Genomic DNA, 19,395 nt, shown 5'->3' on the forward strand with positions numbered 1-19,395 from the left:
AGTCGCCGCATCATGACCAGGGATGGGGAGGACGCCGCGATGGATCGGCCGCACCTTGCACCCGTCGCCCGACTGCGGCCGGCCTTCAGGGACCGCCGCGCCGTCCGGGTGGCGACGCCGTTTGCCCTGCTGGCCGGCTTGACGCTGGCGCTCGCCGCCTGCGAGACCGTGCCGCCGCCGCCGGCCTCGCCGCCGCCCGCCGCCGGGCTGGAGGATGGGCCGGCGAAGCCCTTCGGTTCCGGCAAGGGCTGGACCGTCACCGTCCACTCGCCGCCGAGCGGCAAGCGCTTCTGCGTCGCCGAGCGCGGAATTCCGGTCGGGCAGAACGCCGCGCCGCGCCTGAGCTTCCGCACCGCCTCCGTCGAATCGGGCTTCATCCTGTCGGGCTTCACCCCGTCGGACAGCGGGGCCGTGGTGAAGCCCGGTGAACGCTATGACCTGACGGTCAGCGCCGACATGGGACCGCGCCTGTCGCTGAGCGCCCGCGGCCTGCCCAACGGCAGCCTCTATGTCGCCGTGCCGACCAAAGGCTTTCTGGAGGAGATGGAGCCGCTGGCCCGCGCCCACCGCGTCAGCTTCCGCAGCAGCGGGCTGGGGGAACTCGGCACGATGCTGCTGGGTGGATCGTCCTGGGCGATCAACGCGTCGGACGAATGCCGGATCCTGCACGCGGATTCGTGACGCCTGCCCGTGGTTGCGGGGCGCAGGTCAGCCACGCGGCAGGCGCGCCCTGCCGCCGATTGACCGCCGCCGCGGCGCCCGTTTAGCCTCCCGATCATGCGTGCTTCCCACATCCTGCTCGCCGTGGCGGTCGCCGCCGTCTGGGGCTTCAACTTCGTCGCGATCAAGGTCGGATTGCGCGATTTCCCGCCGCTGCTCTTCTCCTGCCTGCGCTTCGCGCTGGCGGCGCTGCCGGTGGTGGTGCTGGGCTGGGGCAAGGGGCCGCCGGTGGCGTGGCGCTATGTGATCGGCATCGGCGTGATGCTGGGGGTGGTGAAGTTCCCGCTGCTGTTCCTCGGTATCGACGTCGGCATGCCGGCGGGGCTCGCCTCGCTGGTGCTGCAGGCGCAGGCCTTCTTCACCGCCATCTTCGCCGCCTTCGTGCTGGGCGACCGGCCGGGGCCGCGGCAGATCGGCGGCATGGTCGTCGCCTTCGCCGGCGTCGGGCTGATCGCGCTGGAGATGCCGGCGGGCGATTCGCTGCTCGGCCTCGGCCTGACGCTGGCGGCGGCGGCGGCCTGGGGCGTGTCGAACATCGTCATGAAGCAGGCCAAGGCGCCCGACCTGTTCAGCCTGATGGTCTGGGTCAGCCTGATCCCGCCCTTGCCACTGCTGGCGATGTCGCTGGCGCTGGAAGGGCCGGACCGCATCGTCCATGCCTTCACCACCCTGACGCCGGTCGGGGTCGGCTCGCTGGTCTACATCGCGGCGGCGGCGACGCTGTTCGGCTTCGCCGCCTGGGGCTTCCTGATGCGGCATTACCCGGCCAGCCTGGTCGCCCCCTTCTCGCTGCTGGTGCCGATCTTCGGCATGAGTTCCAGCGCGCTTCTGCTGGGCGAAACCTTCACCGCGGCGAAGCTGGCCGGCGGGCTGCTGGTCTTCGCCGGGCTGGCGCTGTCGGTTCTGAAGCTGCCGTCCCCGGTACGGGCGCGGGCCTGATCGCTCGTACCCGCCGCGGGGCAGCGGTCTGGAGTCTGAAATCGTCAAGGTCCTATTAACCTTGACAAGCTTGACGCGGCGTTATGGCCTTTGGATCATTCCGGTCGATCGGTGCGTCACCAAACCATAGGCAAGCTTTGATCTCTCCCGAAAGGACCGCGCAGCCGGACGGTGGCACGCCGGTTCCGCCGGCCTATCATTGGTTGGCCCATCTGCGCGCCAGCCGGCCGTTGCGCATCCTGCTGCTGATCGGCGGGCTGTCGGTCGCCGTGCTGCTGACGGCGACGATCCACTACATCGTCAGCATGCGCGAGCGCGAACTGGCGGGGGCGGAGCGCGAGCTGTCCACCCTGAACCTGTCGCTGGCGGAACAGACGGCCAGCGCGACGCAGAGCGTCGATCTGGTGCTGACCACGATCATCGATCAACTGAAGACCGACGGCATCGCCACGCCCGAAGACTATGTCCGCCGGATGGGCGGGCGCGACACCTACCAGATGCTGCGGGCGCGGATCTCCGGACTGCCGCAGTTGGACGCGGTGACGATGATCGCCGCCGACGGCCACCTGATCAACTTCTCGCGCTATTACCCGATTCCGCCGGTCAACGTGTCCGACCGGGATTATTTCGCCTATCTGCGCGACCACGATACCGACGAGCCCTTCATCAGCGAACCGGTGCGCAACCGCGGCAACGGCAGCTGGACCATCTATCTGGCACGCCGGATCAGCGGCCCGGACGGCGGTTTCGTCGGGTTGGTGCTGGGCGCCATCGAACTGAGCTATTTCGAGCGGATCTACAAGGCGCTGCAGCCGGACGGCGACGGCAGCATCAGCCTGTGGCGGCGCGACGGCATCCTGCTGGCCCGCCATCCGATGATGCCGGACATCGGCCGGGCGGTGGGCCAGCGCCAGTTCCTGACGGTGCTGGAGCGCGCGAAGTCCGGCGTCTTCCTGTCCGCCAAGGGGCTGAACGACGGCGCCCGTCTGGTGGCGACGCGGGCGCTGGCCGACTATCCGCTGGTCGTCAACGTCACCCGCAGGCTGGACGCGGTGCTGAGCGAGTGGCGCATCCAGGCCTGGACCATCGGCGCCGCCGGAACCGCCGGCATCGCGGCGCTGCTGCTGTCGTTGTGGGCGCTGGCCCGCCAGTTCAGCGCGTACGAGGCGGCGACCTGGGCGATGGACGCCGCCCGCCGCGCCGTGGAAGGCCGGGAGCAGGCCGAACACGCCCTGCGCCAGAGCCAGAAGATGGAGGCGATCGGCCAGCTGACCGGCGGCGTCGCCCATGATTTCAACAACCTGCTGCAGGCCATCGGCATCAACCTGCATGTCATCGACAGCCGCACCGAAGACGAGCGCATCGCCGGACCGGCGCGGCTGGCCCTGCAGGCGGTGGAGCGGGGGGCAACCCTGACCCAGCATCTGCTGGCCTTCTCGCGCCGGCAGCAGCTTCGCCCGGTCCCGGTCGACGTCGCGGCGCTGGTGGAGCGGGTCAGCCGCCTGCTCGGCCGCACGCTGGGCCAGTCGGTGCGGATCGAGACGGAGGTCGCACCCGACCTGTGGCCGGCGATGATCGACCCGACCCAGCTGGAAATGGCGGTGCTGAACCTGGCGCTGAACGCCCGCGACGCCATGCCCGGCGGCGGCACGCTGTGGATCCTGGCCGGCAACCGGTCGGTCGGCGCCGGGCCCGTGCTCGGGATGGCGGCCGGCGACTATGTCGTGCTGCGGGTGCGCGACACCGGCACCGGCATGCCGGCCGAGGTGCAGGCACGCGCCTTCGAACCCTTCTTCACCACCAAGGAGGTCGGGCGCGGCACCGGGCTGGGCCTCAGCATGGTGCACGGGCTGGCGACCCAGTCCGGCGGCGGGGTGGAGCTGGACAGCCGGCAGGGGCTGGGCACCACGGTGACGCTTTATCTGCCGCGTGCGCGTCAGGAGGCGGATGCTCCTTCCGTCGGATCCGCGGCCCCGCCGGCGCCGGAGACGGCGAGGCCGGACGCGGCCGGCATCGGCGAGGGCTGCGCCGTCCTGCTGGTGGATGACGAGGAGCTGGTGCGCAGCGCCACCGCCGGCTATCTGGAACAGGCGGGTTTCGCGGTGCGCGAGGCGGCCGACGCGGCGGCGGCCCTCTCCCTGCTCGACCACGGCTTCCGGCCGGACGTGATCGTCACCGACCACATGATGCCGGGGATGACCGGGCTGGAGATGGCCCGCACCCTGCGCGCCCGTCGCGATGCGACGCCGATCCTGATGGTCACCGGCTATGCCGAGGATCTGACCTCCACCGCCGCGGCGCAGGAGGTGGAGCTGACCGTGCTGTCCAAGCCGATCGAGCCGTCCCGGCTGGTCCGCTCCATCCGCGACATGGCGGCGGTGGAGGGCTGAGCGCGGCCCCGTATGGTCTCCGGAGGGAACAGGAAGGGGCGTCACGGCGTTGGAAGGGCGGTCCCAGTCCATTTCAGCCCCGGAGCAGCCATGAACGCCCAATCCACGATCCGCGACGCTTATGACAGCGTGTTCGAAGGCCACACCAACTTGGGCATGGGCGAGCGCATCGTCTCGACCGGTCTCGGCCTCGCCGTCGCGGCGGGCGGCCTGCGCAAGGGCGCCAGCATCCCCGGCGCCATCATGGGGCTGGTCGGCGCCGCCCTGGTCGCCCGCGGCATGAGCGGCCACTGCCCGGTCAAGGAGCGCCTGTCCGGCCACCAGCATGACCGGCTGGGCCATGACGGCCCCCAGGGCTCCTATGGCGAGTCGGGTCATGTCGGCCATTCGCGCATGGCGGAGACCTACTGACCGGCGCCACGCCGGATCGGATCCGTTCACCGTCTGTCGCATTCCATTCACGGGGATGCGCGACGCCATTAACCCTGATGGTGAATTGTTGGGCAGACCAGCGACGGGGTGAAGACCGGGGAAGGCGGGTGTGACATCCTGCCTTCCCCCGGGCTGCGGCCCCCGACCTGACGTCCCGCTCAGGAGATTCACCGCATGTGGTTCCCCGCTATTCGATCCCGTTCCGCCGTTGCGGCGTTGGCGGCGCTCTGCGTCGGTTCGGCACTCGTGCTGCCGGTGCCGGCGCTCGCCCAGAAGGCCACCTCCGCACCGGCCTCGGTCCGCTACGACATCGGCTACGACATCTTCTATCCGGTTCGCGGCCAGAACGGGATGGTCGCCTCCGAACACCGGCTGGCGACCGAGATCGGCGTCGACATCCTCAAGCGCGGCGGCAATGCGGTCGATGCGGCGGTGGCCGTCGGCTTCGCCCTGGCGGTGGTGCTTCCGAACGCCGGCAATGTCGGCGGCGGCGGCTTCATGGTCGTCCATGACGCCAAGAGCGGCAAGGACGTCGCCATCGACTTCCGCGAGATGGCCCCGGCCAAGGCCTTCCGCGACATGTATCTCGACCAGCAGGGCAAGGTGGTCCCCGACCGCTCGCTCTACACCCATCTGGCGGTCGGCATCCCCGGCACCGTCGCCGGGCTGGCCCATGCGCTGGAAAAATACGGCACGATGAAGCTGGCCGACGTGATGGCCCCGGCGATCAAGCTGGCGCGGGAAGGCTATACCGTCACGCCGCAGCTGGCCGGCCTGCTGGAGGTCGAGCGCGACCATCTGGCGGCGTGGGACGCCACCAAATCCATCTTCTTCAAGGACGGCCGGCCGCTGACCGCCGGCGAGACGCTGGCCAACCCCGACCTCGCCAACTCGCTGGAGATGATCGCCCAGCAGGGGGCGAAGGCCTTCTATGAAGGCGCCATCGCCGAGAAGATCGCGGCGGAGATGGCCAAGCATGGCGGGTACATCACCAAGGAGGACCTGAAGGCCTACAAGGTGGTGGAGCGCGAGCCGGTCAGCGGCACCTACCGCGGCTATACGGTCAAGTCGATGCCGCCGCCCAGCTCCGGCGGGACGCACATCATCCAGATGCTGAACATCCTGGAACGCTGGCCGCTGAAGGACTACGGCCCCGACAGCGCCAAGGCGATCCACCTGATGGCGGAGGCGATGAAGCTCGCCTATGCCGACCGCTCCGAATATCTGGGCGATCCCGACTTCACCAAGGTGCCGGTGAAGGGCCTGACCTCGCGCAAATACGCCGACGAGCTGGCGGCGAAGATCGATCCGGAGAAGGCGACGCCGGCCAGCAGCATCAAGCCCGGCAAGCCGGCGCCCTACGAGAGCGACCAGACCACCCATTTCTCGGTGGCGGACAGCCAGGGCAACGTGGTCAGCACCACCTACACGCTGAACCTCAACTTCGGCAGCGGCATCGTCGCCGAGGGCACCGGCATCCTGCTGAACAACGAGATGGACGATTTCTCGGCCAAGCCGGGCGTGCCCAACGCCTTCGGCCTGGTCGGCGGCGACGCCAACGCCGTCCAGCCCTACAAGCGGCCGCTCAGCTCCATGTCGCCGACCATCGTGCTGAAGGACGGCAAGCCCTGGCTGGTCACCGGCAGCCCCGGCGGCAGCCGCATCATCACCACCACGATGGAGACGGTGATCGACCACATCGATTTCAACATGAACCCGGCCGAGGCCGCCGCCCTGCCGCGCGTCCATCACCAGTGGACCCCCGACGAGCTGCGGGTGGAGAAGGGTCTCAGCCCCGACACCGTGCGTCTGCTGGAGCAGATGGGCCACAAGGTGGCGGTGAAGCCGACGATGGGCCGCACCCAGACCATCCAGCTGCGCGATGACGGGCTGTACGGCTATTCCGACCCGCGCAACCCCGACGGCATGACGCTTGGATATTGATGGCGGCTACTGAGGACGGATACTGAGGGAGAGGAGCGACGAGGCGCCCGGCGCAGGTCGGGCGTCACAATTCCCGTATACAAAGAAAAAACAGCGTGCTTTGGTAACCTGCGATCTGCCTTGCCGGACGGCACGCGGCTGCGATGCGCCGTGCCTGTTCGGATAAGGCAACGGAACAGTTGGCTTAAGGCGGGCCGGTCGGTTAGCCTTTGCAGGAGTAAACCGGAGCATTTGCCGTGGACAAGGCCTTGGTCGAGAAGAACCGCGAGTGGACCTATCAGCGTGAAGGAAAGCAGCCCGTCACCATCCGGGTCGCCGATTTCGAGCGCGAGGGGAAGCGCATCGTCGCTTTCCTGGAACAGACCGACATCGCCAAGGCGGCCGGGTCGCCCCAGCCGGCCGTGAATGACTGGCCCCGCATTGCCGAGGCCTATGCGCAGGAACAGGGCGTGTCGCTGAGCGACATCTATTGGTACGAGCTGCACCCGCGCCGCTTCGCCAACGGCCGGCCCAACGTGTCGGAATACCGCCCCGGCATGGCCGAATGGCGGTTCGAGACCAGCATCCCGCTCGCCCGCGCCATCGTGGAGCAGCTGGGTTTCGACCCCGACAATCTGCCGCTCGACATCTGATCGTCCTGCATACCGCCCTCGACCGGGTCCCGCGCGCAGCCCCTGTGATGCGCCGCGGGACCGGTGTATGATGCCTGCCGGAGCCATGCGATCGGCGGGACAGCGGCCTCGCGTCGTGGCGGGAGAGAGATGATGAAGACGGTGCGGAGGGCGGTCGCCCTGGGTGCTGTGATGCTGGCGGCCGTGGCCGCCGCCGCGGTGATGTCGGTTCCGGGAGCGGCGCAGGCGCGCACGTCGGTGTCGGTCGGCATCGGCATCGGGCCGGTTTTCCCGGGCTACGGCTATTACCGCCCCTATCATTATTATGCTCCGCCCCCGCCGGTGGTGCAGTATTACGCGCCGCCGCCGGTCGTCTATGCGCCTCCGCCGGTCCGATACTACGAGCCGCCGCCGGCCGCGCTCGGCGTCGATCCGGCCGGTCCGGTCTATTATTCGCGCAGCGGTCAGCAATGCCGCGAATACCAGAGCCGCGCCATGGTCGGCGGCCGGTCGCAGCCGGTCTACGGCACCGCCTGTCTCCAACCCGACGGCACCTGGCGCATCGTCAACTGAGGGCGTGCCGTCGAGCGGTCCTGCCGGGGCCTCACGCCTCTTCGGGGATGAGCGCCGGCAGCTCGTCGGCGTTCTCGTGGTGGATCCTGCAGACATCGTCCCAGCGCGACAGGAAGGCGTCGAGCAGGGACGGGTCGAAATGCAGGCCACGGTTCTGGACCAGATAGGCGCGCGCCTCCTCCAGCGTCCATGACCGCTTGTAGGGGCGGGTGGAGGTCAGGGCATCGAACACGTCGGCGATGGCGACGATGCGGCCGGACAGCGGGATCGCGGTCCCGGCCACGCCGTTGGGATAGCCCGTTCCGTCAAATTTCTCATGGTGGCTGAGCGCGATTTCCGCCGCCAGACGCAGAAGCGGGATGTCGCTGTTGGCCAGGATGCGATGACCCATGGCGGCATGCTGGCGCATCACCGTCATCTCTTCCGGGGTCAGGCGACCCGGCTTCAGCAGGATCATGTCGGGAATGCCGATCTTGCCGATGTCGTGCATCGGCGCCGCCTTCATCAGCTCCTGGGCATAGGCGCCGCCGCAGCCGGCCGCTTCGGCGATCAGCCGGGAATAGAGCGCCATCCGTTCGATATGGGCGCCGGTTTCGGGATCACGGTATTCGGACGCGCGCGACAGGCGTTTGACCAGCTCCTCCCCCTGGCGCTGGAGGACGGCGGTCACCCGCTCCACCTCGTCGGCCAGCAGGGCGGCGCGGTCGCGCAGCAGGGCGCGGCTCTGGCGCAGGGCCAGCAGGTTGCGCAGCCGCGCCTGCACCTCCGGCACGACGACCGGCTTGGTCAGGAAATCGTTGCAACCCTCGTCCAGCGCCCGCACGCGGATGTCGACCGCCGTGTTGGCGGTGACCATCACCACCGGGACATTGTCCAGCCGCCCATCGTCGCGGATGTGGCGCAGCAGTTCCATGCCGTCCATGTCCGGCATCATCTGGTCCAAAAGGATCAGGTCAGGCTCGTTCCCGCGCAGCCACTCGACGGCGTCGAGCGGGCTTTCCATCGAGACCGGTTCGGCATCGTCCAGCCGCCGGACGATGGCGGCCATGATGAACAGGTTGGTGCGGTCGTCATCGACGATGAGGATGTTCACCCTGCGGCCTCCGCCTCGTGTTTCCCGGTCTTGTGTTCGCCGCTCTTGTGTTCGGCAATCCTGCCTTCCGCCGCCTTGCGGGCGGCGATCAGCCGGCCGGCTTCGGCCAGCAGGGCCTTCAGGTCGACCGGCTTTTCGAAGGCCGCCTCGGCACCCAGCAGCCGGGCCATCCCCGGCAGTTCCATCCGCAGGCGCAGGCTGCCGCCGGTCACCGCGATCAGGGGCGGGCGCGATTTCTGCTCCTTCAGCCGCAGGATCACCTCGTACCCGTCTGCCTCCGGCATGATGATGTCGGTCACCACCAGATCGACCGGATGGACGGCCATGATGGCCAGCGCGGCATTGCCGTTCTCCGCCTCCAGCACGCGGTAGCCGGCGCGGAGGAAGGCGATGCGCGCCATCTCGCGGAAATCGGGATCGTCGTCGACCAGCAGGACGGAACCGGCGGAAGCGGCGGCGGGCGCGGGTTTGGGAGCGGATTTGGGCCGCAGCTCGTAAAGGGTCATGTCCATGGTCGCCGCTTCCGTCTTCCGCCGCACACCGGCTGGTCGTGCCGGATGGAATTCGCTAAGCCTCACCATAGACGTCCACCGGCGCGCGCACCCGCTGTGTCTGGGATAGCGGAGGCGGGAAATGGGATAGTGGGGATATTATCCCGCGATCGGGGAAATAACCGTGCTGGCCGCGGCCGCGGAATATGACTGACGTGAAATATGGCAAAGCCACGAAAACTTAAGATTTCGGACGGCATAACAGGGAGTATTGATACCTTGGGATGAGCGTTGGCCGAGGGTGGCGGAGGCTGGTTGATGAAGATCTTGGTGGCAGACGACCATCCCCTGTTCCGGGACGCGCTCGAGCTGTCGATCCGTCAGGCGTGGCCGGATGCGGAAGTCGGCTGCATCGGTTCGTTATTGGAACTGCCCGTCTTGCGGAACCCGGACGACGATGCCCCCGCCGCGGTCTTCCGGTACGACCTCATCGTTCTCGACTGGCGCATGCCGGGTGCGGAGGGAAGCGACCCGATCAGCGTGCTGCGCCGGTCGGGGGTCCAGGGGCCGATCGCCGTCGTGACCGGGGCGGAGGATGCGCTGACCGCGCTGGAGGTGCTGCGCTGCGGCGCCGAAGCCTTCCTGCCGAAGACCACGCCGCGCCGCATCCTGGCCCAGGCCCTGCGTCTGGTGGCGGAAGGCGGCAGCTTCGTGCCGAAATGCGTGGCGCTCGACCTGATGCAGATGACCGACCTGTCGCTCGACATCGACGAGGCGGAGGAGGGCGAGGGCCCCTCCCCGGAGGGGGAGGGGGCGCCGTCGTCCCCCCTGACCGACCGGGAACAGCAGGTGCTGTCGATGCTCGCCACCGGTGCCACCAACAAGGAGATCGGGCGGCACCTCAGCCTTCAGGAGGTGACGGTCAAGCTGCACACCCGCCGCATCCTGCGCAAGCTGGGGGCACGCAACCGCACCGACGCCGTGCGCCGCGCCCAGCAGGCCGGCCTGCTGTCGCGCAGCCTGAACGAAGCGTCGACCTGACCCGCCGCCCGTCCGGGCTGCGGTGGATGAGCGGCATGGTCGCATGTGAGGTCGCATAGGGGGCCGTATAGGGGTGGTCCCAGCAGCATGATCCCATCCTTTCTGTTATGGTCACCTCCTGTTCGCTCTGCCCTGGTCGTCCATTTTCGTTCGCCGCCGCAGGGGCGGGCACAACCGCAATGCGGCCGCATTCCGAGTCGCTGCAACCCGAGTCGCTGATGAGCCCATCCGACCATTCCCTGTCCGGGCCGCGAGCAGGCCGAACCGTTCCGGCGGTTCCGGCCGGCGTTTCCGGCAGCGGCATGGCGGCGCCCGCGCCCGCACTCGCCGCGCTGGCCGGAGCGGCGGTGCTTCTGCTGTCCGCGCTCGACCCTGTGCGCGAGGCGTTGCCCTGGCTGCTCCCCCTGATGGCGGCCGGCAGCGGTGCGGCGGGCGGGCTGGCGCTGCTGTCGATCCGGAGCGCGCGCCGCCTTGCGGTCGGAGACGAAAGGCCGCAGGCCCATCCCGAACCGCTTCCCTCCGCATCGGCCGACAGGCAGGACGTGCCGGTGGCGGACAGCTCCGCCGCGATTGCGGCACTCGAGGAGGAACTGCGGGAGTGCGGCCGACAGGCCAACCAGCGGCTGCGCAGCCAGCAGATCGCGGCGATGGATGCCCGGGCCGACCTTGCCGGCGCCATCGTCCATGACATGAACAACGCGCTGGGCGCGGTTGCCGGCTATGCCGACTTCCTCGTCTGCGACCTGCCGGAGGGCTCGGCCCAGGCCAACTATGCGGGCCGCGTCGTCGTCGCCGTCGACCGCACCCGCTCCGGCCTCCGCCGGCTGGTGGCGGAAGCCAGGACGGAGCCGGTCAACCTGAAGCCCGAACCGGCCGGGATGGTCCTGGACGAGGCCGCGACGCTCCTGCGCTCGGTGCCGGCGCCGCCGGGCAGCCTTTCCATCCGCCATGACGCCGGTACTCCCGACCCCATCTGCAACGCCGGCCTGCTGGCGCGGACGCTGGCCGGACTGGCGGTGGAGATCCTCGCCGCCACCGGCAGGGGCGGCGACGCCCGGCTCTGCCTGCGCGCCTTCTTCCCGGCGGACGCGGACGATCCGGATGCCGACGCCGCCGTGGCCGGTTGGACCGTCCGCCCGCTGCTGACGCCGCTGCCGGGGCCGCACGCCCTGTTCGAGCTGCGGATCGACGGCCCGCCGCTGGCGGACGAGGTTCTGGCGGGGCTGGCCGATCCCCTGCTGGCCGTCCGCAGCTGCTATCGCCGTGGCCAGACGGCCGGGAAGGAGGACGCCCATTGGCCGGCGGCCCTGCAGACGGCGCGGCGCCACGACGGCGGCCTCAGCCTGCTGACCCACCCGGCGGAGGGCATGGCGGTGCGGCTCCACATCCCCGCCGCATCGCCGGCTCAGTCCCAGTTCCCGGCTCCGGCGGCGTCCTTCCCACGCGCGGCGAAAGCCCCGGCGCGGCACCTTGTCGCGCCGACATACAAGATCCTGGTGGTGGATGCCGATCCGGCATCCGGCGACCGGTTCCAGGCCGGGCTGGAGCGGCAGGGGTTCGAGGTTTCGGTCTGCGAGGATCTCCGCGAAGCGCTGGAGGTCGTCACCGACGAGCCGGGCTTCTTCGATGCGGTGGTGATCGGGCCGGGACTGAGCGCGCTTCCGGCTGGCCGGGCGCTGGCCGGCCGCCTGAAAGCGCTGCGGGCGGATCTGCCCTGCGTCCTCTATGCCGCGGCTGGCCCCGCTTCCGCGGGGCTGGGGGCCGAGGCCGGCGGTCCGGCCGACCTGCTGCTGCCGCTGCCGGTCGATCTGCCGCGGCTGGCGCGCGGGGTGGCGGCGCTCGCCGCGGGCGGTCCGCGGCACGCGGACGATGCAGACGGTCCGCGGCACGCGGACGATGCGGGAGAGCGGCGCTGATGGGCGGGCGCTTTCATCTGCATGGCTTCATCGCCGCCATCTGGACGGCGACCCTGGTGATCGCCGCCGGGCTGTGGGCGACCGCCCTGGCGCTCGCCCATTACGACAATGCCGAGGCGATGGCGCGGGCGGAGCGCGACAGCGGCAACCTCGCCCGCGTCGTCGCCGAGCAGGCGACCCGGACCATGGCCGAAGCCGACCAGATCCTGCTGTTCCTGATCGACGACTTCCACGAGCATGGCGACAGCTGGAACCCCGGCCTGACCCGCATGCTGCGCCAGGCGGTGGAGCGGTCGGGCATCCTGCTCCAGCTGGCGGTGATCGACGGGCATGGCGACCTCATCCACACCAGCGTGGAGGATGCGCCGGCCCGCGTCCGTCTGGCCGACCGCGAGCATTTCCGCGTCCACGTCAACAACCCGAATGCCGGGCTGTTCATCGGCAAGCCGGTGTTCGGCCGGGCGTCCGGCAAATGGTCGATCCAGCTGACGCGGCGCGTCGAAAACAGCGACGGAAGCTTCGCCGGGGTGCTGGTCGCGTCGATCGACCCCTTCTATTTCAGCCGCTCGCTGGAGGAGCTGGACGTCGGCCCCAACGGGGCGGTGGCGATCATCGGCACCGACGGCATCCTGCGCGCCCGTTTGCAGATGAACGACCGCATCGTCGGCCGGGATGTCGGCGAATCGCCGGTCCTGCTGATGGCGCGCCGCCAGCCCACCGGGTTCCTGCGCGTCGCCAGCGTGATCGACGGCATTCCGCGCCTCCAGTCCTTCCGGACCCTGACGACCTATCCGCTGATCGTCATCGCCGCCTTCGACGAGGCGTCCTTCCTGGCCGACACCAGAACGCGGCAGCGGCTCTATCTGCTGGCGGCGGCGGCCTGCAGCCTCGTGCTGGTCGGCATGGCGCTGCTGGCGACGCGGCAGACGGCGCGGCTCGCCGCACTGGCCCGCCGGTTGGCCCAGAGCGAGGAACGCTTCCGCGATCAGGCGGAGACCGCCTCCGACTGGTTCTGGGAGATGGACGCCGACCTGCGATTCTCCCATCTGGCCGGGCCGCTGGTGCCGCACGTCGCCAACGGCACGCTGCCCATCGGATTGCGGCGGGAGGATGTCGCCCTGCGCGAGCCGGGGGATGCCGCCAGGTGGGAGCGGCACCGCCAGCTGATGGAGCGGCGGGAGCCGTTCCGCAATTTCCGCTACCGGGTGATGACGGCGGCCGGCTTGCGCTATTTCAGCGTCAGCGGCCGTCCGATCTTCGACCAGGACGGCCATTTCCGCGGCTATCGCGGCTCCGCCACCGACGTCACCGAGCGGGAGATGGCCGCCAACCGGCTGGCCTCCAGCGAAGCGCGCTATCGCGCCATGTTCGAGGCGGTCGGCCAGCCGATCGTCACCATCGACGAGCATGGGACCGTCGACGCCTTCAACCGCGCGGCGGAGCGGCTGTTCGGCTACCGCGCCGCCGACGTGGTGGGCGGGCCGATGACCCGGCTGATGCCGAGCGCGGTCGGCGCGGTGCATGACGGGCTGCTGGCCACCTACCGCGGGAGCGACGCCGCGGTCCCGCGGTCGGAAGTGCGGGAGCTGACCGGCCGGCGCAAGGACGGCAGCGAGTTCGCGCTGGAGGTGACGCTGGCCGGCTGGCGCGAGGGCGACCGCCGCTATGTCACCGGCGCTTTGCGCGACGTCACCGCCCAGCGCGAGATCGAGGCCAGCCTGCGCCGCGCCAAGGAGGCGGCCGATCAGGCCAACCGCGCCAAGGGCGAGTTCCTGGCGACGATGAGCCACGAGATCCGCACGCCGATGAACGGGGTTCTGGGCGCGCTCGCCCTGGTGGACGGGCCGAACCTGAACGACGACCAGCGCCAGCTGCTGGACGTCGCCAACCGGTCGGGCAACGCGCTGCTGCAGATCATCGACGACATCCTCGACCTGTCCAAGCTGGAGGCCGGCAAGGCGGAGGTCGAGCCGGTCGATTTCGAACTGCGCGCCGTGCTGGGCGACAGCATCGACCTGCTGGAGCCGGCCGCCTGCGGGCGCGGCCTGATCCTGACGCGGGAGGTGGCGCCCGCCGTGCCCGACCGTGTGTGCGCCGACCTGCGCCGCATCCGGCAGGTGCTGGTCAATCTGGTCGGCAACGCGCTGAAATTCACCCACCGCGGCGGCGTCGCCGTGCGGGTCGGGCAGGAGGGGGAGGTGTCGGCGGACGGCACCTTCTTCCTCCGGTTCGAGGTGGCCGACACCGGGATCGGCATCCCGGAGGACGTGCAGCCGACCCTGTTCCGCCGCTTCACCCAGGCCGACAGCTCCACCACCCGGCGCTTCGGCGGCACCGGCCTGGGGCTGGCGATCAGCCGCGAGCTGGTGACGCTGATGGGCGGGCAGATCGGCGTGACCAGCGCCGAGGGCAAGGGCAGCACCTTCTGGTTCACCGTCCGCTGCGAACCCGCCGCCGATCCGTCGGCCGGCGTGCTCTCCGTGCCCTGCGGGCCGGAACCGGTGCCGGCGGAGGGCGGGGCGGCCCCGTTGCCGTCGGCAGCGTCGGCGAGCCTGCATGTGCTGGTGGCCGAGGACAACGAGATCAACCGCGACATCGTCGTCACCATGCTGCGCCGCGCCGGCCATCGCGTGACCGCGGTGGAGGACGGGCTGCAGGCGGTGCGGCTGGTGGAGGAGGGCGGCTTCGACCTCGTCCTGATGGACGTGCAGATGCCGGTGATGGACGGCGTCACCGCCACCCGGCACATCCGCGCCATGCCGGGCGAGGTGTCCCGCCTGCCGATCGTCGCGCTGACCGGCAACGTCATGCCCGGCCACCGCGCCGAATATCTCGCCGCCGGCATGACCGCCTATCTGACGAAGCCCATCGTGTCGGCCGACCTGTATGACGTGCTGAGGACGGCCGCCGCGCCGCGGGCGCAGGAGGATGGGGCGGAGGATGGGGCGGGCGCCGGACCGGACCGGACTGCGCCGCCGCAAGGGGAGCCGGAGCAGTCCTCCCCGGCGCGGACCGCCACCCTGCCGCCGCCCGTCCCGCCACCTGCACCATCCTCCGCGCCATCGCCCGGTGCCCCATCGCCCGGCGTTAGGGATCCGGAGCATTGGCGCACGGCGCCGCTGCTGGATGCCCAACAGGCCGACTCGCTGCGCTCGGTGATCGGCGACGAGGCCTGGATCCAGACGGTGGCCGCCTTCCGGCGGACGGTGGACGACAGCGTGGCCGCGATTCGCGATGGGGCGGGACGGGGTGGGGCGCCCCTGTTCCGTATGGCCCACACGCTGAAGGGAACCGCGGCCAACGTCGGCGCCGTGCGGCTCAGCCGTCTGGCCTCGCTGCTGGAACAGCGGGTGCAGAGCCTTGGCGGCTGCCCCGACGGCGATCCGCTGGCCGAAGCGCTCGGCACCGTCGCCGATGCCACGCTGGACGCGCTGTCGTCCCATAACCAGCCGGCGGCCGGCAGCGAAGCCGAACATGCGACGGTATGAGGAAATGAAACATCCTGCCGGCGATTGCTTTGTTTCTCGCGGACTGTGAAGTAATTTCTCAAGGAAAACAGCGGCCTACGGTCGCAGATTTCTGGGATTTCCAGTGTTTCCGATGACGAAATGATCTAGAAGGTCTAGAGTGCGTGGTGGTCGGCCGACGCCGATCATTCGTACTCTTAACAAATGAAGTCCTCAAACATGATCGCTGCCGGCAACATTCTCCACGTCATCTCGATCCGGGCGAAGGTTGTGGCGGTCGCGGTGTTCGTCTTCGCCGCGGTCGGCCTGTCCTCGGTCCTCACCATGCGCGACATGGGACGGCAGACCGATCGCCTGTCCGACGTCCAACGCGAGACGCACGAGGTGGTCGGCAGCATCATTCCCCTGGTGTCGCTGGTGGGCGAGATCCGGTTCGACGTGGCGCAGACGCAGCAGTGGCTGACCGACGTGTCGGCCACCCGCGGGCTGGACGGGATGAACGACGGGCCGGAAAAGGCGGCGGATTACGCCCGCCGGTTCGCGGAGCACGCGGGCAAGGCCACCGAACTGGCGCGGTCGCTGAAGCTGCCGCAGGTGGTGGCGGAGATCGAGCGCACCCACAAGGCCTTCGGCCCCTATTACGAGATGGGCCGGCGCATGGCGCAGGCCTATGTCGACGGCGGCCCGGCGGCCGGCAACCCGATCATGAGCCAGTTCGATCAGGTCGCCGACGCGATGGGCGACAGCCTGGAGGCGCTCGGCGCCAGCGTGGTCGCCGTCAGTTCGGACCGGCTGACGGAACTGACCGCGGACATCGAGGCGGTGCACGAGTCGGCGGACGGGCTGCGCCGGACCCTGATCGGCGCCGGGCTGGCCATCCTGCTGATGGCCGCGACCTGCGTCGTCTTCCTGGAAGCGGCGATGATCCGCCCGATGGAGCGGCTGCGCCGCGCCATGGTGGCGCTGGCCGGCGGCAACCTGGAGGTCGAGGTCGGCCTGACCGAGCGCCGGGACGAGATCGGTCACATGGCCGACACCGTCCGCGTGTTCCAGCAGGGCGCGCAGGAGAATGCGCGCCTGCGTGCCGCGCAGGAGGAGACCCGCCGCCGCGCCGAGGAGGAGCGGCGCCAGGCGCTGGAGTCGATGGCGGAGAAGGTGGAGCGCGAGACCCGCGTCGCCGTCGACCATGTGGCCGAACGCACCAGCCGCATGAGCAGCAATGCCGGCGCCATGGCGGAATCGGCGGTGCAGGTCAGCGACAACGCCCAGAACGTCGCCGCCGCCGCCCAGCAGGCGCTGAGCAATGCCGAGACCGTCGCCGCCGCGACGGAGGAGCTGTCGGCCTCCATCGGCGACATCGGCATGCAGGTGTCCGCCGCCACGCGGGTGACCGGCCGCGCGGTGGAACGGGCCGGGCTGGCGCGGTCCACCATCGAACGGCTGTCGGCCTCGGTCGAGCGGATCGGCGCGGTCGCCCGGCTGATCGGCGACATCGCCAGCCAGACCAACCTTTTGGCGCTGAACGCCACCATCGAGGCGGCGCGGGCCGGCGAGGCCGGGCGCGGATTCGCCGTCGTGGCGAACGAGGTGAAGAACCTCGCCAGCCAGACCGCGCGGTCGACCGAGGAGATCGGATCGCTGATCGCCGAGGTGGAATCGGTGACGGCATCGGCCGTCGGCGCCGTCGGCGAGGTGTCGGAAACCATCGACGAGGTGGCCGGAATCTCGTCCTCCATCGCTGCGGCGGTGGAGGAGCAAGCGGCGGCGACCCAGGAGATCGCCCGCTCCGTCAGCCAGACCAGCGACGCGGCGAAGGAGGTGTCGGTGCGCATCGGCCGCGTCTCCACCGAGGCCGACGCGACCCAGAGCCGCGCCGGAGAGGTGCGGACGGTCGCCGTCGACGTGGCCGGCGGCATCGACGCCCTGCGCAACGTGCTGATCCGCGTCGTCCGCACCGCCACTGCCGATGTCGACCGCCGCCAGCGCCCGCGCTTCGCCCTGTCGGTCGGCTGCGTGCTGGAGGGGGCCGGCGCCGGCCCGATGCGCGCCACCATCGCCAACCTGTCGGCGGGCGGCGCCATGCTGACCGGCGTGCCGGACCAGACGATCGGTGGCGTGACCGGCCGGATGCTGAGCTTGCGCATCGACGGGGTGGCCCGCCCGCTGACCGCCCGGATCAAGTCCAGCGAGCACGACCGGCTGCACGTGAAGTTCGACCTGTCCGAGGCCGATCAGGAGGCGTTCGACCGCGAGGTGGAGCGTTTGACGCGGGGCTTGACGCCGATGGCGGCAGTGGCCTGACTGGCAAGGCCGGGCGGACCGGACAGGCCGCTTCGCCGGGACGAACCGGCCGCCAGCCATGCCCGCCGCTCATTTCGCACCTGCGGAAATGACGGCCTGCGGCGGATTGCCTCAGCGGGGGTCCGGCAAATATCCTGACCTCGCCCCGGTCGCTTTCCGTCCCTCCCTGCCGCCGGGCCTTTCCCGTCCCCATCCTGCGCGACAGCGGAGTAACGACCATGGCTTCTGCCGGCCATAACGGCGACATGCGTGCCGGGGCACAGCTGGCCTCGGCCCATCCCGGGCTGGTGCTGCTGGCGCTCGCCATGGGCGGTTTCGCCATCGGAACGACCGAATTCGCGACGATGAGCCTGCTGCCCTATTTCGCCCAGGGCCTGGGCATCGACGAGCCGACCGCCGGCCACGTCATCAGCGCCTATGCGCTGGGCGTGGTGGTGGGGGCGCCGGTCATCGCGGTGCTGGCGGCGCGGATCGCGCGGCGGACCCTGCTGATCGGGCTGATGGCGGTCTTCGCCGCCGCCAACGTGGCCAGTGCCTTTTCGCCCTCCTATGGCTGGATGCTGGTCTTCCGCTTCCTGAGCGGGCTGCCGCACGGCGCCTATTTCGGCGTCGCGGCCCTGGTCGCCGCCTCGCTGGTGCCGCCGCAGCGCCGGGCGCAGGCGGTGGCGCGGACCATGCTGGGGCTGACGGTGGCGACCATCGTCGGCGTGCCGATGGCCAACTGGATCGGGCAGGTGCTGGGCTGGCGCTGGGGCTTCGGCGTCGTCGGGCTGCTCGCCCTGCTGACGGTGCTGCTGGTCTGGATCTTCGCCCCCAACGACCGGCCGCACCCGGAGTCGAGCCCGCTGCGGGAACTGGGGGCGCTGAAGCGGCGGCAGGTCTGGCTGACGCTGGGCATCGGCGCCATCGGCTTCGGCGGCATGTTCGCGGTCTACACCTATGTCGCCTCGACCCTGATGGAGGTGACGCAGGTGTCGCCGGCGGCGGTTCCGGTGGTGCTGGCGGTGTTTGGCGCCGGCATGACCGTCGGCACGCTGGTCAGCGCCTGGGCTGCCGACCGCGCCCTGATGCCGACCGTCGCCTTCATCCTGCTGTGGAGCGTCGGGTCGCTGGCGCTCTATCCCTTCGCCGCCGGCAATGTCTGGCTGGTGTCGGTGGTCGTCTTCATGATCGGCTGCGGCGGCGGGCTGGGCACGCCCCTGCAGGCCCGGCTGATGGATGTGGCGGAGGATGCGCAGACGCTGGCCGCCGCGCTGAACCACAGCGCCTTCAACGCCGCCAACGCGCTGGGCCCCTGGCTGGGCGGCATGGCGATCGCGGCGGGATGGGGATGGACCTCCACCGGCTGGGTCGGCGCCGCGCTGGCGCTGGGCGGTCTGGCGGTGTGGGCGGTGGCGATGCTGGACGACCGGATGACGGCGAGCCGGGCCGTCGATGCGGAACTGGCGGCCGAAGCCTGCGCCGGCGACTGAGGCTT

Annotated in this window: 14 protein-coding genes; 12 read left to right on the forward strand and 2 right to left on the reverse strand. The window is 70.2% G+C overall.

Translation table 11 applies throughout. The annotated features are described in order from the left end of the window. Nucleotides 1–12: 12 nt before the first annotated feature. The 7 genes from ACCD06_RS32625 to ACCD06_RS32655 all read left to right on the forward strand — a co-directional run bounded on the left by ACCD06_RS32625 (nt 13) and on the right by ACCD06_RS32655 (nt 7,609). Nucleotides 13–681 (forward strand): hypothetical protein, encoded by a 669-nt coding sequence (locus tag ACCD06_RS32625; RefSeq protein WP_413346491.1) that lies wholly within the window; start codon nt 13–15, stop codon nt 679–681. 96 nt (nt 682–777) lie between these two features. Continuing rightward, the gene (locus ACCD06_RS32630; protein WP_109076193.1) at nt 778–1,659 is read left to right on the forward strand and encodes an EamA family transporter; all 882 of its coding nucleotides are present in this window, start codon (nt 778–780) and stop codon (nt 1,657–1,659) included. A 203-nt stretch (nt 1,660–1,862) separates the two neighbouring features. After that, nucleotides 1,863–4,049, forward strand: a complete 2,187-nt coding sequence (locus ACCD06_RS32635; RefSeq protein ID WP_158282019.1) for a hybrid sensor histidine kinase/response regulator — start codon at nt 1,863–1,865, stop codon at nt 4,047–4,049. 90 nt (nt 4,050–4,139) lie between these two features. After that, nucleotides 4,140–4,460 (forward strand): DUF2892 domain-containing protein, encoded by a 321-nt coding sequence (locus ACCD06_RS32640; protein WP_136701041.1) that lies wholly within the window; start codon nt 4,140–4,142, stop codon nt 4,458–4,460. 195 nt (nt 4,461–4,655) lie between these two features. Beyond that, nucleotides 4,656–6,425 (forward strand): gamma-glutamyltransferase, encoded by a 1,770-nt coding sequence (gene ggt / locus ACCD06_RS32645; protein WP_413346494.1) that lies wholly within the window; start codon nt 4,656–4,658, stop codon nt 6,423–6,425. 236 nt (nt 6,426–6,661) lie between these two features. Continuing rightward, nucleotides 6,662–7,057 carry a hypothetical protein gene (locus ACCD06_RS32650; RefSeq protein ID WP_085092067.1) on the forward strand — a complete coding sequence of 132 codons (396 nt, stop codon included), beginning with the start codon at nt 6,662–6,664 and terminating at the stop codon, nt 7,055–7,057. 129 nt (nt 7,058–7,186) lie between these two features. After that, entirely contained in the window at nt 7,187–7,609 is a 423-nt protein-coding gene (locus tag ACCD06_RS32655; protein WP_247871700.1) for a hypothetical protein, read from the forward strand. Nucleotides 7,610–7,640: 31 nt separating this feature from the next. Here the strand turns inward: ACCD06_RS32655 and ACCD06_RS32660 are convergent, their stop codons facing one another. Together ACCD06_RS32660 and ACCD06_RS32665 are read right to left on the reverse strand one after the other, a co-directional pair. After that, nucleotides 7,641–8,702, reverse strand: coding sequence for an HD domain-containing phosphohydrolase (locus ACCD06_RS32660; protein WP_109076188.1), 1,062 nt, complete (start codon nt 8,700–8,702; stop codon nt 7,641–7,643). Next, a complete protein-coding gene (locus tag ACCD06_RS32665; RefSeq protein WP_413346497.1) occupies nt 8,699–9,214 on the reverse strand; it encodes a response regulator in 516 nt (171 codons plus the stop codon). Before ACCD06_RS32665 ends, ACCD06_RS32660 begins: the two co-directional genes overlap by 4 nt. Before the next feature lie 297 nt (nt 9,215–9,511). On the opposite strand from ACCD06_RS32665, the gene ACCD06_RS32670 reads away from it, so the two are divergent. The 5 genes from ACCD06_RS32670 (at nt 9,512) to ACCD06_RS32690 (ending at nt 19,390) form a co-directional block, all read left to right on the forward strand. Continuing rightward, nucleotides 9,512–10,234 (forward strand): LuxR C-terminal-related transcriptional regulator, encoded by a 723-nt coding sequence (locus ACCD06_RS32670; protein ID WP_413346499.1) that lies wholly within the window; start codon nt 9,512–9,514, stop codon nt 10,232–10,234. A 218-nt stretch (nt 10,235–10,452) separates the two neighbouring features. Further along, nucleotides 10,453–12,150, forward strand: a complete 1,698-nt coding sequence (locus ACCD06_RS32675) for a hypothetical protein (RefSeq protein ID WP_413346501.1) — start codon at nt 10,453–10,455, stop codon at nt 12,148–12,150. Beyond that, nucleotides 12,150–15,638, forward strand: a complete 3,489-nt coding sequence (locus ACCD06_RS32680) for a PAS domain S-box protein (RefSeq protein ID WP_413346503.1) — start codon at nt 12,150–12,152, stop codon at nt 15,636–15,638. The genes ACCD06_RS32675 and ACCD06_RS32680 overlap by 1 nt, the downstream gene beginning before the upstream one ends. A 198-nt stretch (nt 15,639–15,836) precedes the next feature. Continuing rightward, complete coding sequence (locus ACCD06_RS32685) at nt 15,837–17,918, forward strand: methyl-accepting chemotaxis protein (protein WP_413346505.1); 2,082 nt, start codon at nt 15,837–15,839, stop codon at nt 17,916–17,918. A gap of 218 nt (nt 17,919–18,136) precedes the next feature. Next, nucleotides 18,137–19,390: an MFS transporter gene (locus ACCD06_RS32690; protein WP_413346507.1), complete on the forward strand. Its 1,254-nt coding sequence runs from the start codon at nt 18,137–18,139 to the stop codon at nt 19,388–19,390. The last annotated feature ends 5 nt before the right edge of the window (nt 19,391–19,395 follow it).

Source organism: Azospirillum sp. CT11-132, assembly GCF_047302835.1.
Classification (GTDB): Bacteria; Pseudomonadota; Alphaproteobacteria; order Azospirillales; family Azospirillaceae; genus Azospirillum.